15 protein-coding genes are annotated in these 13,022 nt (G+C 71.8%); 6 read left to right on the plus strand and 9 right to left on the minus strand.

All coding sequences use genetic code 11. The features are described from left to right. Positions 1-19 precede the first annotated feature (19 nt). The 3 genes from G3I78_RS18850 (at position 20) to G3I78_RS18860 (ending at position 3,331) form a co-directional block, all read left to right on the plus strand. Positions 20-1,249 (plus strand): SpoIIE family protein phosphatase, encoded by a 1,230-nt coding sequence (locus G3I78_RS18850; RefSeq protein ID WP_164425920.1) that lies wholly within the window; start codon positions 20-22, stop codon positions 1,247-1,249. Between the two features lie 274 nt (positions 1,250-1,523). Beyond that, on the plus strand, positions 1,524-2,243 hold the full coding sequence (locus G3I78_RS18855; RefSeq protein WP_164425922.1) for a lysophospholipid acyltransferase family protein: 720 nt from the start codon (positions 1,524-1,526) through the stop codon (positions 2,241-2,243). 59 nt (positions 2,244-2,302) lie between these two features. Beyond that, the gene (locus G3I78_RS18860) at positions 2,303-3,331 is read left to right on the plus strand and encodes an NAD(P)H-binding protein (protein WP_203615136.1); all 1,029 of its coding nucleotides are present in this window, start codon (positions 2,303-2,305) and stop codon (positions 3,329-3,331) included. A gap of 72 nt (positions 3,332-3,403) precedes the next feature. Here the strand turns inward: G3I78_RS18860 and G3I78_RS18865 are convergent, their stop codons facing one another. The 8 genes from G3I78_RS18865 to G3I78_RS18900 all read right to left on the minus strand — a co-directional run bounded on the left by G3I78_RS18865 (position 3,404) and on the right by G3I78_RS18900 (position 10,514). Then, positions 3,404-5,017 (minus strand): alpha/beta hydrolase, encoded by a 1,614-nt coding sequence (locus tag G3I78_RS18865; protein ID WP_164425924.1) that lies wholly within the window; start codon positions 5,015-5,017, stop codon positions 3,404-3,406. A gap of 129 nt (positions 5,018-5,146) precedes the next feature. Continuing rightward, complete coding sequence (locus G3I78_RS18870; protein ID WP_164425926.1) at positions 5,147-5,929, minus strand: urease accessory protein UreD; 783 nt, start codon at positions 5,927-5,929, stop codon at positions 5,147-5,149. Continuing rightward, complete coding sequence (gene ureG, locus G3I78_RS18875; protein ID WP_164425928.1) at positions 5,917-6,594, minus strand: urease accessory protein UreG; 678 nt, start codon at positions 6,592-6,594, stop codon at positions 5,917-5,919. The genes G3I78_RS18870 and ureG overlap by 13 nt, the downstream gene beginning before the upstream one ends. Before the next feature lie 127 nt (positions 6,595-6,721). After that, the gene (locus G3I78_RS18880; RefSeq protein ID WP_164425930.1) at positions 6,722-7,399 is read right to left on the minus strand and encodes an urease accessory UreF family protein; all 678 of its coding nucleotides are present in this window, start codon (positions 7,397-7,399) and stop codon (positions 6,722-6,724) included. 13 nt (positions 7,400-7,412) lie between these two features. Further along, a complete protein-coding gene (locus tag G3I78_RS18885; RefSeq protein WP_164425932.1) occupies positions 7,413-9,134 on the minus strand; it encodes an urease subunit alpha in 1,722 nt (573 codons plus the stop codon). Continuing rightward, a complete protein-coding gene (locus G3I78_RS18890) occupies positions 9,127-9,438 on the minus strand; it encodes an urease subunit beta (RefSeq protein WP_164425934.1) in 312 nt (103 codons plus the stop codon). The genes G3I78_RS18885 and G3I78_RS18890 overlap by 8 nt, the downstream gene beginning before the upstream one ends. An 11-nt stretch (positions 9,439-9,449) precedes the next feature. Then, the gene (locus tag G3I78_RS18895) at positions 9,450-9,752 is read right to left on the minus strand and encodes an urease subunit gamma (protein ID WP_164425936.1); all 303 of its coding nucleotides are present in this window, start codon (positions 9,750-9,752) and stop codon (positions 9,450-9,452) included. Between the two features lie 132 nt (positions 9,753-9,884). Further along, on the minus strand, positions 9,885-10,514 hold the full coding sequence (locus G3I78_RS18900) for a TetR/AcrR family transcriptional regulator (RefSeq protein WP_164425938.1): 630 nt from the start codon (positions 10,512-10,514) through the stop codon (positions 9,885-9,887). A gap of 100 nt (positions 10,515-10,614) precedes the next feature. Here G3I78_RS18900 and G3I78_RS18905 point away from each other — a divergent pair, with 100 nt between their 5' ends. Beyond that, complete coding sequence (locus tag G3I78_RS18905) at positions 10,615-11,601, plus strand: ABC transporter permease (RefSeq protein WP_164425941.1); 987 nt, start codon at positions 10,615-10,617, stop codon at positions 11,599-11,601. Between the two features lie 69 nt (positions 11,602-11,670). Here the strand turns inward: G3I78_RS18905 and G3I78_RS18910 are convergent, their stop codons facing one another. Beyond that, positions 11,671-11,949, minus strand: a complete 279-nt coding sequence (locus G3I78_RS18910) for a type II toxin-antitoxin system Phd/YefM family antitoxin (protein WP_164425943.1) — start codon at positions 11,947-11,949, stop codon at positions 11,671-11,673. Between the two features lie 70 nt (positions 11,950-12,019). Between G3I78_RS18910 and G3I78_RS18915 the strand changes: the two genes are divergently transcribed. Together G3I78_RS18915 and G3I78_RS18920 are read left to right on the plus strand one after the other, a co-directional pair. Beyond that, the gene (locus tag G3I78_RS18915; protein WP_164425945.1) at positions 12,020-12,655 is read left to right on the plus strand and encodes an ATP-dependent Clp protease proteolytic subunit; all 636 of its coding nucleotides are present in this window, start codon (positions 12,020-12,022) and stop codon (positions 12,653-12,655) included. Positions 12,656-12,662: 7 nt separating this feature from the next. Further along, positions 12,663-12,968 (plus strand): hypothetical protein, encoded by a 306-nt coding sequence (locus tag G3I78_RS18920; RefSeq protein WP_164425947.1) that lies wholly within the window; start codon positions 12,663-12,665, stop codon positions 12,966-12,968. Positions 12,969-13,022 lie beyond the last annotated feature (54 nt).

The following is a 13,022-nucleotide window of genomic DNA, read 5'->3' on the forward strand; positions in this document are numbered from 1 at the left end:
GCGGTGAGGCGGCAACACCATGACCGACAGACCCATCGACTACGCGGCGGTCTTCCAGGCGCTGCCGGGCGTGGTCGCGCTCCTCACGCCCCAGCTGGTGTTCGCGGACGTCAACGAGGAGTTCCTGCGGGTGGCCGGGCGGCGGCGGGAGGACCTCGTGGGCCGCTACCTCTTCGACGTGTTCCCGGACAACCCGAACGACCCGGCGGCCACCGGCATGCGCAACCTGGCCGCCTCGCTGCGCCGGGTCCTGGACACCGGCGAGCGCGACGCCATGGCGCTCCAGCGCTACGACGTCCAGGACCCGGACCGGCCCGGCGAGTGGCAGGTGCGCTACTGGAGCCCCGTCAACGCCCCGGTGCTGGGCCCTGACGGCAAGGTCGCGCTGCTGGTGCACCGGGTCGAGGAGGTCACCGAGCTGATGCGGGCCCGCGGCGGACCGCGCGGCGGCAAGGCCCGGGTCCTGGAGGCCGAGCTGTACACGCGGGCCCGCGAGCTCCAGGAGCTGAACGAACGGCTGCGGCGGGCCCACGCCCGCGAGCGCGAGGTGGCGCTGGCCCTCCAGGACGCGATGCTGCCCACCTCGCGCCAGACCCTGCACCACCGGGCCGCCGTCCGCTACCGGCCCGCGGTGGGGGCGCTCAACGTCTGCGGGGACTGGTACGACCTCGTCGACCTGGTGGGCGGCCGGGGCGTGGGCGTCTCGGTGGGCGACGTGGTGGGCCACGGCCTCGGGGCGGCCTGTGTCATGGGCCAGCTGCGCAGCGCCCTGAGCGCGGCCTCCCGGGTGGCCGAGGGCCCGGCCCAGGCGCTGGACGTGCTGGGCCGGTACGCGCATGTGATCGACGGCGCCGAGTCGGCCACCGCGGTCACCGCGTTCATCGACTTCGACCGCGGCACCATCACGTACAGCAGTGCCGGGCACCCGCCGCCGATGCTGGTGCACGCCGACGGCCGCGTGGAGTGCCTGGACGGGGCCACCGATCCGCCGCTCGACGCCCGCCCCGACCGGGTACCCCGGCCGCAGGCCGTCACCGCCTTCACTGAGGGCGCCACCCTGGCGCTCTACACCGACGGCCTGGTGGAGCGGCGCCGCGAGGACGTCGACACGGGCCTCGACCGGCTCGCCGACTCCCTGGCCCGGCACCGCGGGGAGGACCCCGAGACCCTGGCCGACGCCGTCCTCTCGGAGCTGCTGCCGCCCGGCGGCGCCACCGACGACACGGCTCTGGTCATCGTGCGGCTGTGAACGGCCGCGGGTGGGGGCGTGGCGGTGCCGGTGCCGGTCCCGGCGCGTCCGCGGGCGGGGCTGTGACCGTGACGGTCGCGACGCGTCCGCGGGCGGGGCTGTGACCGTGACGGTCCCAGCACGCCCGCAGGCGGGGCGGTGGCCGTGCCGGTCGCGACGCTCGGCCCTGTTCCGGCCCCCGCCGCCTGCGCCTACACTGACAGCCCCACCTCACGCCGGTTGACCAGCCAGAACGCGGAGTTGAGCCGTCCGCCCGACCGAGGAGCGCCCCCTCTTGTTCTACTACCTGCTCAAATACGTGCTGTTGGGGCCGTTGCTGAGACTGGTCTTCCGGCCGCGAATAGAAGGCCTGGAGCACATCCCGGAGTCGGGTGCGGCCATCGTCGCCGGCAATCACCTGTCCTTCTCGGACCACTTCCTGATGCCGGCGGTCCTCAATCGCCGCATCACCTTCCTGGCCAAGGCCGAGTACTTCACCGGCCCCGGCATCAAGGGCCGGCTGACCGCCTTCTTCTTCCGCAGCGCCGGGCAGATCCCGGTCGACCGCTCCGGCAAGGAGGCAGGCCAGGCCGCCATCCGCGAGGGCCTCGGCGTGCTCCGCAAGGACGAGCTGCTGGGCATCTACCCGGAGGGCACCCGCTCCCACGACGGCCGCCTCTACAAGGGCAAGGTCGGGGTCGCGGTGATGGCGCTCAAGGCCCAGGCGCCCGTCATCCCCTGCGCGATGATCGGCACCTTCGAGGCCCAGCCGCCCGGCAAGGTCATCCCGAACATCCACCCCGTGGTGATCCGCTTCGGCAAGCCCCTCGACTTCTCCCGCTACGCCGGGATGGAGAACGAGAAGGCGATCCTGCGGGCGATCACCGACGAGATCATGTACGCCATCCTGAAGCTGTCCGACCAGGAGTACGTCGACCAGTACGCGGCCGTGGTCAAGGCGGAGGAGGCCGCGGCGGCCAAGGAGCGCAAGTTCCCGAGGCTGCCGCTCAGTTGACCTCTGCTGTCGGCAGAGCGCTCTGTGCCGGGGGCGCCCGCCGACCTTAGGGTCACGGCATGAGACGTGCTGTGGTGATCGGAGCGACAGGACAGATCGGGCGCGTGGCCGTCACGGCGCTGGCCCGGGACGACTGGGAGGTGACGGCCGTCTCGCGCGGCGGCGGACGGGACGAGGGCTGGCCGGAGGGGGTGCGGGTGGCCCGGGCCGACCGGGCGGACGACGCCGCGCTGGCCGACGCGGTCGGCGACGGCTGTGACGTCCTGGTGGACATGGTCGCCTACGGCCCGGAACACGCACGGCAGTTGGTGTCGCTGGCCGACCGAGTGGGCTCGGCCGTGGTGGTCTCCAGCGTCTCGGTCTACGAGGACGACAAGGGCCGTGGCTTCGACACCCAGGGCGAGCCGGACGGCTTCCCCGAGTACCCGGTGCCGCTGGGCGAGGGGCAGCGGACCGTCGTACCGGGCGAGGCGTCCTACAGCACCCGCAAGGCAGGGCTTGAGCGTGAACTCCTCGCGGCAGGCGGGCGGTTGCCCACGACTCTGCTGCGGGCGGGCGCGATCCACGGGCCGCACTGCCAGACGCCGCGTGAGCTGTACTTCGTCAAGCGCAACCTGGACGGCCGCGCCCGGCGCGTCCTCCCCTACGGCGGCCTCAGCCGCTTCCATCCGGCGAACGTCCACAACATCGCGGAGCTGATCCGGCTGGCGGCGGCGCGGCCGGGCACCCGGGCCCTCAACGCGGTGGACCCGGACGCTCCTACGGTGGCGGAGATCGCCGCCGCGATCGACGCCGTCATGGGCGCCGAGCCGGAGACGGTCCTGCTGGACGGGCCGCCGCCGTCGCCGACCGTGGGCGACACCCCGTGGTCGGTTCCGGTGCCGGTCGTCTGCGACATGTCCGCCGCGGAACGGGAGTTGGGCTACCGCCCGGTGGTGGCGCGGTACGCGGACGGGCTGCCGGAGACCGTCGCCTGGATCGAGGGGCGGCTGGCCGGGCGGGACTGGCGGGAGGCGTACCCGAAGATGTTCCAGAACTACGGCGACCTCTTCGACTACGCGGCGGAGGACGCGTTTCTGGGGGCGTGACCGTCCTCGGGGCATGAGAGAGGGGGACGGCCCGTGGCTCGGGCCGCCCCCCTTCGTTCTACGGCTCGGCGCTCACGGCTTCGGCGTGGCGTGCGGGGCGCACGTCACGTCGGCCTTGTCCAGCTTGCCGGTGAGCAGGTAGGCGTCCACCCGCGTGTTGATGCAGGGGTTGACCAGGCCGGTCACACCGTGGGAGCCCGCGTCCTTCTCGGTGATCAGGCGGGAGCCCTTGAAGCGCTTGTGCAGTTCGACGCCGCCCTCGTACGGGGTGGCCGCGTCACGCTGGGACTGCACGATGAGCACGCCGGGCAGGCCCTTGCCGGTCTTCACGTTCACCGGGGTCTGCTGCTTGACCGGCCAGGTGGCGCAGGGCAGGTTCAGCCAGGCGTTGGCCCAGGTCATGAACGGGTACTTCTTGTTGAGCGCGGTGTTGTCCTTGTCCCACTTCTTCCAGCTGGTGGGCCACTTGGCGTCGGTGCACTCGACGGCCGTGTAGACGGCGTTGCCGTTCTCCGAGGCGATGTTGCCCGCGGTGTCGGACAGGTCCGGGGCGGCGGCGTCGATCAGCGCCTGGGTGTCACCGGCGAAGTACTTGCTGAACACGGTGGCGACCGGCACCCACGAGGAGTCGTAGTACGGGGCGCTCTGGAAGAAGCCGATCAGCTCGGCCGGGCCGACGACCCCGCCGATGGGGTTCTTCTTGGCGGTGGCGCGCAGTTCGAGCCACTTGGCCTGGACGGCGGCGCGGGTGGTGCCGAGGTGGAAGGCGGCGTCGTTGGCGGCGACCCAGTCCTCCCAGTCCTTCCAGCGGCCCTCGAAGGCGATGTCCTGGTCGAGGTTGGCCTCGTACCAGATCTTCTCCCGCGACGGGTTGACCACGCTGTCGACGACCATGCGGCGCACGTGGTTCGGGTACATGGTGCCGTAGACGGCTCCGATGTAGGTGCCGTACGAGACGCCCAGGTAGTTGAGCTTCTTCTCGCCGAGCGCGGCGCGGATGACGTCCAGGTCGCGCACGGTGTTGGGCGTGGTCATCTGCTGGAGCATCGCCTTGCCGGTGCGCTCGGCGCAGCCGTCGGCGTACTCACGGGCGAGCTTGCGCTGGGCGCGCTTGTCGGCCTCGGAGTCCGGGACCGGGTCCATCTTCGGGGCCTTCACGAACTCCTGCGGGTCGATACAGGAGATGGGCGCGGAGTGGCCGACACCGCGCGGGTCGAAGCCCACGAAGTCGTACGCCTTGGCCGCGTTGGCCCAGATCGGGTTCTTGGTGGTGACACGGAGCGGGAAGCGCAGGCCGGAGGCGCCGGGGCCGCCCGGGTTGTAGATGAGGGCGCCCTGGCGCTCCGTCTTGGTGCCGGTGTTGCCGATGCGGTCGACGGCGAGCTTGATCTGCTTGCCGTTCGGCTTGGCGTAGTCGAGCGGCACGCTGACCCAGCCGCACTGGACCGGCTTGGCTATCCCCCAGTCGGCGGGACAGTCCGCCCACTTGATGCCGGCCTTGGCGGCGCCGGCGGCGGCGAGGGCCGCCCCCGCGGCCTCACGGTCCGGGCCGTGCCGGGTGACATCCGCGTGCTTGGCGGCGCCGGCCGCCGGTATCGCGCCGGCACCGGATATGAGTGTGGCTGTGATGAGCACCCCGGCCGAACCGAGCGCGGTCGTCCGCCACTTCGGTCTCGTCTCCCTCAAGAGGGACCCCTCCCCGTACGTCGTTTCGATTCGTACGGGGATCCTCCAGGCTATGGAGACTCTGTGAACAGGGGTGCGTACGTCTTCTTTGCCAATCCGATAAAAGGAAGCGGTCGTTCGCTGGGCGGACTACGCGTTCAGGATCTTTTGCGCCCGTTCCAGGACCTTGCGCAGTCGCAGGGCGTCCGGGGCGACGGCGCTCACGAGGGCGGCGGGTCCGGCGAGCGGCATGAGGGCGGCGCCGTCGTCGAGTACCTGTGCCGCCACCGGCTCGTCGACGAACTCGGGCCGTACGACGAGGAGTTGGCCGACGGCTCGCTGTCCGCCGAGCACCGCCGGGCCGTCCCAGCCGCCCGGTGCGCCGGGGCCGCAGGACAGCTCCTGGTCGAGGACGGTCCGGCCCGCGACGCGCAGGACGAGCCGGCTGGTCAGCCGCCCGGGCTCCTCCCCCACCCGGCCGAGCACCTGCTCTTCTCGCAGTACGAGACGGCTGGTCGGCGCGAGGTCGAGACGGGTGGTGACGTACAGGTCGCTGCCGCCCGCGGAGATCAACTGTTCGGGCAGCCAGTGCAGTTCGGCGTCCTCGGCGACGGCGAGGCGTACGTCGTAGCGGGCGTCGCCCTTGGTCTGTCCCGGCAGGGCGATGGTGGCGGCGGCCGAACCGACGTGCAGCCGGGCGCCGTTGTGGACTTCGGCCTCCACGGCGAAGCGGTCGCCGCCGAGCGGTCCGCTCATCGCGCCGACGAGCATGACGCGTGCCTCGGTCCCACTGCCCCGGGTCCTGCGCAGCGCCAGCGGTCCGTCGCTCTCCAACACAGGCAGGGCCGTACCGCCCCGTCCGTCGACCCGCGCGACCATCCGCGCGGTGGCCCGCACCCCGGCCGCTGCCGCGGTCACGGTCACGCCGTCCACGCGGCGAGCTGCGTCCGCACCCAGGCTGCGGTGTCCTTGACGCCGGTCCCGCCTCGGAGGGACTGGAAGACGACCGGGAGTTCGGCGCGCTGGGCCTTGGCGTCGGCGGCCATACGGGCGAGGTCGGAGCCGACGTACGGGGCGAGGTCGGTCTTGTTGACGATGAGGAGGTCGGCGGTGGTGACGCCGGGGCCGCCCTTGCGGGGGATGTCGTCCCCTCCGGCCACGTCGATCACGAAGATCTGGGCGTCGACCAGGCCCTTGGAGAAGGTGGCGGTGAGGTTGTCGCCGCCGCTCTCCACGAGGATCAGGTCCAGGGGGCCGACGGTGTCCTCCAGGTCCTCCACGGCTTCGAGGTTGGCGGAGATGTCGTCCCGGATCGCGGTGTGGGGGCAGGCTCCGGTCTCCACCGCGGTGATGCGTTCGGGGGGCAGGACGGCTTCCCTGAGGAGGAACTCGGCGTCTTCCCGGGTGTAGATGTCGTTGGTGACGACGGCGAGGGAGAGGTCGTCGCGGAGGGCTCGGCAGAGGGCGGCGACGGTGGCGGTCTTGCCGGAGCCGACGGGGCCGCCGAGGCCGATCCGGAGGGCTCTTCGGGTGCCGTCGGGGTGGTGGGCGTCGGCGCTCACTGCTGCGGGGCCGTCGTGATGGTGGTCGAGGTGCATGTGCGGCTCCTTGAGGGTTCGTTGTCGGGTGCGGGTGTGTGGGGGCCGGCCGCGCCCGCGCGGCGGTAGCCGCAAATTCAACGCAGCCCCGCGCCCCTGAAAGCAAGTGGGTCCGCTCAACCCCCTCCTAGGAGGCGAACAGACGAACCGACCAGGTGGCATGCGCCTCGGCTCCGATTTCCAGCAGCGGTGCCGATGCCGACGGCAGGGCATCGCTCCCCTCGCCGCCCACGACCCGCCGAGCGGCATCCACCGCCCGAGCCGCGACAAGGTCCAGCTCCGGCGCCAGCCGAGCCAGGACACCCGTCGCGTCGAAGGGGTCCAGGCTCAGCAACCGCACCGTCGCGCTCGCCGGGCCGCTCACGCTCTCGTAGGCCGCGCAGTACGCCGCGTCCACGGCCTCCAGACCCGCCGCCCGGGCCGTAAGTCCGAGCACCACCGGTTGATGCGCGCCCTTGGGGAACTGCCTTGCCAGGGCGTCGAGTTCCGGGGAGGGCCAGGTCGCCCGGGCCGCCCGCATCAGCTGTCGGCCGAGCTTGCGCGCGGTGACCCTCAGTGCGGGGGACGGCGTGCGGGCGTCCGCCTCCTCGTCCAACTGCCGTGGTTCCACGCCCAGCACGGCCGCCGCGGCGAGAGCCGAGGACACCAGCCCCGTCGTGTGCAGCCGTCCCCGGCAGAACGCCTCCAGGCTCGGCGCGTCCGTGATCCGGCCCGCCTTGACCGCCGCCTCCGCCCCGCCGGAGTGAGCGTGCCCTCCGGCGGGGAAGCGGCCGTCGGCCAGGACGAGAAGTGCGGCCCTTGACATCACGACCCCGCGATCAGAAGAGGAAGTAACGCTGGGCCATGGGCAGTTCGGCCGCGGGCGTGGCCTCCACCAGCTCTCCGTCGATGTGCACGGCGAAGCTGTCGGGGTCGACCCTGACGTCGGGCCGGGCGTCGTTCTCCCGCATGTCGGCCTTGGTCACGCCGCGGGTCGACTCGATCGCCACGAACGCCTTGCCCAGTTGCAGGCGTTCGGGCAGCCCGTCCTCGATGGCGAGCGGAGCCACGAAGTTGACGGAGTTGGAGGCCGGGGCCCGTCCGATCGCCCCGTACATCGGCCGGGGCAGGATCGGCTGGGGCGTCGGGATGGACGCGTTGGCGTCGCCCATCTGCGCGTAGGCGATCTGCCCGCCCTTGATGACGAGATGTGGCTTGACCCCGAAGAACGCCGGTTCCCACAGCACGAGGTCGGCGAGCTTGCCGGTCTCGACGGAGCCGATCTCGTGGGAGAGGCCCTGGGCGACGGCGGGGTTGATCGTGTACTTGGCGACATAGCGCCGTACCCGGTGGTTGTCCGCGCGGCCGTCGCCCGGCAGGGCACCCCGGCGCCGCTTCATGACGTGCGCGGTCTGCCAGGTCCGCATGACGACCTCACCGACCCGGCCCATCGCCTGGGCGTCGGAGGAGATGATCGAGATCGCGCCCAGGTCGTGCAGGATGTCCTCGGCGCCGATGGTGGTCGGGCGGATGCGGGACTCGGCGAAGGCGAGGTCCTCCGGCACCGCCGCGTTGAGGTGGTGGCACACCATCAGCATGTCGAGGTGTTCCTCGGCGGTGTTGACGGTGAACGGCCGCGTCGGGTTGGTCGAGCTGGGCAGCACGTTGGACTGCGAGACCACGGTCATGATGTCCGGCGCGTGCCCGCCGCCCGCGCCCTCTGTGTGGTAGGCGTGGATGCCCCGCCCGGCGATCGCGGCGAGCGTGTCGCCCACGAAACCGGCCTCGTTGAGGGTGTCCGTGTGGATGGCGACCTGGATGCCGGTCCGGTCGGCGACGGTCAGCGAGGCATCGATGACGGCGGGCGTGGAGCCCCAGTCCTCGTGCAGCTTCAGGCCGAGCGCGCCGCCGCGGATCTGGGACAGCATCGCCTCGTGCGAGACGGTGTTGCCCTTGCCGAGGAAGCCGATGTTGAGCGGGTACTGCTCCATCGCCTCCAGCATCCGGGCGAGGTGCCAGGGGCCCGGGGTGACGGTGGTGGCCTTGGAGCCCTCGGCGGGGCCGGTGCCGCCGACGACCAGGGTGGTGACGCCCGCCGACAGCGCCTCGTCGGCGATCTGCGGGCAGATGAAGTGGACGTGCGCGTCGACCGCGCCTGCGGTCAGGATCCGCCCGTTGCCCGCGATGATCTCGGTCTCGGGTCCGATCACCAGGTCCGGGTGGACCCCGTCCATGGTGTCGGGGTTGCCCGCCTTGCCGATCGCGGTGATCCGCCCGTCGCGGATGCCGATGTCGGCCTTGACGATGCCCCAGTGGTCCACGACGACCGCGCCGGTGACGACGGTGTCCGGGGTGCCTTCCGCGCGGGTGGCCCGCGACTGGCCCATCGACTCCCGGATGACCTTGCCGCCGCCGAACACGGCCTCGTCACCGGCGAGTCCGGGGCCGCCGGAACGGTCCTCCTCGATCTCGATCAGCAGGTCGGTGTCGGCGAGCCGGATGCGGTCGCCGGTGGTCGGGCCGAACAGGTCGGCGTACGCGGCACGTGAGATCTCAGGCATCGAGGGCACCTCCGGTCTCCCCGCGCAGCCCCGGGACCACGCGGGCGCCGGTGAGCGGGACGAGTTCGACGTCGACCGGGATGCCGGGCTCGAAGCGCACGGCGGTGCCGGCGGCGACGTTCAGCCGCTTGCCGTGCGCGGCAGCGCGGTCGAAGTCCAGGCCGGGGTTGGCCTCGGCGAAGTGGTAGTGGGAGCCGACCTGGACGGGCCGGTCGGCGGCGTTGAGGACGGTGAGCCGGGTGACCTCGCGGCCCTCGTTGTAGGCAATCGGCCCGTCGGCGAAGAGGATCTCTCCGGGAATCATCGGCGGCCCCCTCAGACGATCGGGTCGTGGACGGTGACGAGCTTGGTGCCGTCCGGGAAGGTCGCCTCGACCTGGACGTCGTGGATCATCTCGGGGATGCCGTCCATGACGTCGTCGCGGGTGAGCAGCTTGCGCCCGGAGGCCATGAGCTCGGCGACGGTACGGCCGTCACGCGCGCCCTCGAGGATGTGCGAGGTGATGAGGGCGACCGCCTCGGGGTGGTTGAGCCTGAGCCCGCGGGCCCGGCGCTTCTCGGCCACGTCGGCCGCCACATGGATGAGCAGCCTCTCTTGCTCGTGCGGGGTCAGTTGCACGTCGCACCTCACAGTCCTCGCTCCGGACCGTACGGGGCCCGGTTGCCGCGGCCGCCGGGCAAAGTCCCTGGTGGCGTGGATCCGCAGGCTAGTTGGATCCCGTTTCAGGCAAGTTAACCGAGCTGTGATCGATCAGTTCGTGTCGGCGCCGTCGCGCATGCTCATCAACGCCCGTAGTCCGTGTGCCAGGTCGTCGGCGGACGTGGGCCCGAACAGGGCCTGCTGCGCGAGGAAACCCATCGCGGCGGCCATCATCGTGCGGGCCACGTGCTCCGGGGGGACGTCCGCGCGCATCATTCCGGCGTCCTGGTAGTCCCGGACGATCCGGGTCCAGGCCGCGCGCACCGTGCCGTAGCCCTCCTGGAGCACGGCCGAGAGCTCCTTGTTGCGGATCGTCTCCGCCCACACCTGGACGACCAGCCCGGGAAACGCGGGCCGCCCGTCCACCGTCAGGGACTCCTTGCTGGCGAGGACCCGTTTGAGCACCGACGCGACGAGGAGGTCCGGCGTCGGGGGCGGGGTGCTGCGGGCCGCCTCCTCGAATCCGTCGCGGACCTGGCCGAGCACCTCCCCGACGATCGCGGCGATGAGCTCCTCCTTGCCGCTGAAGTAGCGGTACACCGCCCCGGCGGAGAGGTCGACCTCCTTCAGTACGTCCTGCATGGACGTGGCGTGGAAGCCGCCCCGGGCAAAGCAGATCGCGGCGCCGTCGAGGATCTGGCGGCGGCGGGCGTCGAGGTGTTCCTGAGATACGCGGGCCATGACCACAAAGTAAAACGAACATTCCTTCTTGACAAGGCGCGGCATCGGCGGGACCGTGAGGAGGAACTTAAAACGAACGATCCTTCTTTTTGGAGATCTCATGTCCACCCGCCGCACGCTCGCGGTCGTCGTCCTCGTGCCACTGCTCGCCGCCCTGGCGCTGTGGGCCTTCGCCTGGCCCGCCGCCCGCACCGCGCCCCGCGACCTCCCCCTCGGCGTGGCCGGACCGGCCACCGCGACCGCACAGGTGGAGCGTCAACTCCAGCAGCACGGGGGCGCCTTCGAGATCCACCGCTACGCCGACGAGGCCGCCGCCCGGGACGCGATCGAGGACCGGACCGTATACGGCGCGGTCGTCGTCACCGCCCAGGGACCCGAGCTGCTCACCGCGTCGGCCGCGAGCCCGGTCGTGGCCCAGCTCCTCCAGCAGGCGGTGGCCCAGCAGGCCGCCGCGGGCGGCGCACAGGTGAAGGTCGTGGACGTCGTCGCCGCGCCCGCGTCCGATCCCCGGGGCGCGGCCCTGAGTTCGTCCGTACTGCCGCTGGCCCTGGCCGGGATCATCGCGGGCGCGGTGGTGACCCTGCTCGGGCTGCGCGGGTTCCGTGCCGTGACCGCGCTGGTCGTCACCGCCGGGCTGGTGGGTGTCATCGCGACCGCGCTGGCCCACAGCTGGCTCGGCGCCCTCACCGGAGACTGGTGGGCGGAGGCCGGCACGCTCGCGCTGTCCTCTCTCGCGGTGAGCGCGGCCGTGGCGGGACTCGCCGCCCTGGTCGGCCCCGCGGGGATCGGCGGCGTCGCGTTCCTGGTGATGTTCCTCGGCAACCCGTTCTCCGGAGCCGCCACCGCCCCGCAGTTGCTGCCCCACCCGGTCGGCGCGATCGGCCAGTGGCTGCCGCCGGGCGCTAGCGCGACCCTGCTGCGCTCGGTGTCGTTCTTCGACGGCGCGGCGGCGACCGGCCCGCTGCTGACCCTCATCTGGTGGGCGGCGCTCGGCCTGGGCGCCGTCGTGCTCGGCAACGCGCTCAAGGGGCGGGCGGGGAGCACCGCGCCCGCCGCCGCGGAACGCGAGCTCTCCCCCGTCGGCTGACCGACCCGCATCCCGCTGAACCCCGGCCCCGGCGGCCGGGGTTCACGTGTTTCCACGACGCCCGGCCTGCTACGACGCCCCGGACCCCCGGTGATGCGCCGCGATGCCGAACCGCTGCTGTTCGCGAGGAGCGGACGCTGCCTCCCGCACGGTCGAGACCGCGCTGATCACCTGGTCCTCGACGGGTTCCCGGAGCTCCTCCAGCCGTTCGAGGTCGGCGGCGGAGACCAGGGCGACCAGCGGCTTTCCGTGCCGCGTGACGACGACGCGCTCACCGCCGTACACCACCCGGTTGATCAGGTCGGCGAGCTCAGCCCTGGCTTGCGTCACCGGAATCTCGTAGGCCATACCCCCATCATAACGTCACGTACATCCTGTACATTTTTTACAGACAGCCAGCCGCGAGGAGGGGTACGCCATGACCCGACCGTCCGCCCGCTACGTCCTGCCCGAGTTCACCGAGCGCACGAGTTCCGGCAGCAGGACGATGGATCCGTACTCGAAGCTGCTGGAGGAGCGGATCGTCTTCCTCGGGACGCCGGTCGACGACATCTCGGCGAACGACGTGATGGCGCAGTTCATGTACCTCGAGTACCAGGACCCGGACCGGGACATCGCGCTGTACATCAACTCCCCCGGCGGCTCGTTCAGCGCGATGTCGGCGATCTACGACACGATGCGGTACGTCAGTTGTGACGTGGAGACGACGTGTCTGGGGCAGGCCGGTTCCGCCGCGGCGGTGCTGCTGGCGGCGGGCACTCCGGGCAAGCGCTCCGTGCTGCCGGGCGCCCGGGTGGTCGTCCACCAGCCCGCACTGACCGAGCCGGTGCAGGGACAGGCCAGTGATCTCGCCATCCAGGCCGAGGAGTTGATCCAGGTACGGGCCCGCCTGGAGGAGTTGCTCGTACGGCACACCGGGCGCAGCCCCGAGCAGGTGAGCGCGGACATCGAGCGGGACATGATCCTGGACGCGCGGGGAGCGCTGGACTACGGCCTCGTGGACGCGATCGTGCCGAGCCGCAGGTCCACGCTCGGCGCGCCGGGCGCGAGGTGAGCCGTAGATGCTGCCGGACCTTCCCCCGCTGCCCGCGCTCACGCGCGCCGAGGGCGAGCTGATCGACCGTTATCTCGACGTGGTCGACCTGCTGGGCCGGATCAACCCGGCCCGGCACGAGGACACCTACGGCGGACTGCGCGCGGCCCAGGCGCTGGTGAGCAGGGCGGCCGAGCTGCGTGACGCGCTGGCGCTGATGCACGGCCGGGGCGAGCGCGAGCTGCACTCCGAGACCCTGGCGCGTGCCCTGCGGGTGCTCGACGGGGAGCGGCGCGCCGCCCGGGTCACCGTGCCGCCGGTTCCCGACAGTTGACGGGGCGTCCGGAAACGAGTTGAAACGGACCAGACGGTGTACCCCCATTTGGTG

This window comes from Streptomyces sp. SID13726, assembly GCF_010548375.1.
Classification (GTDB): domain Bacteria; phylum Actinomycetota; class Actinomycetes; order Streptomycetales; family Streptomycetaceae; genus Streptomyces.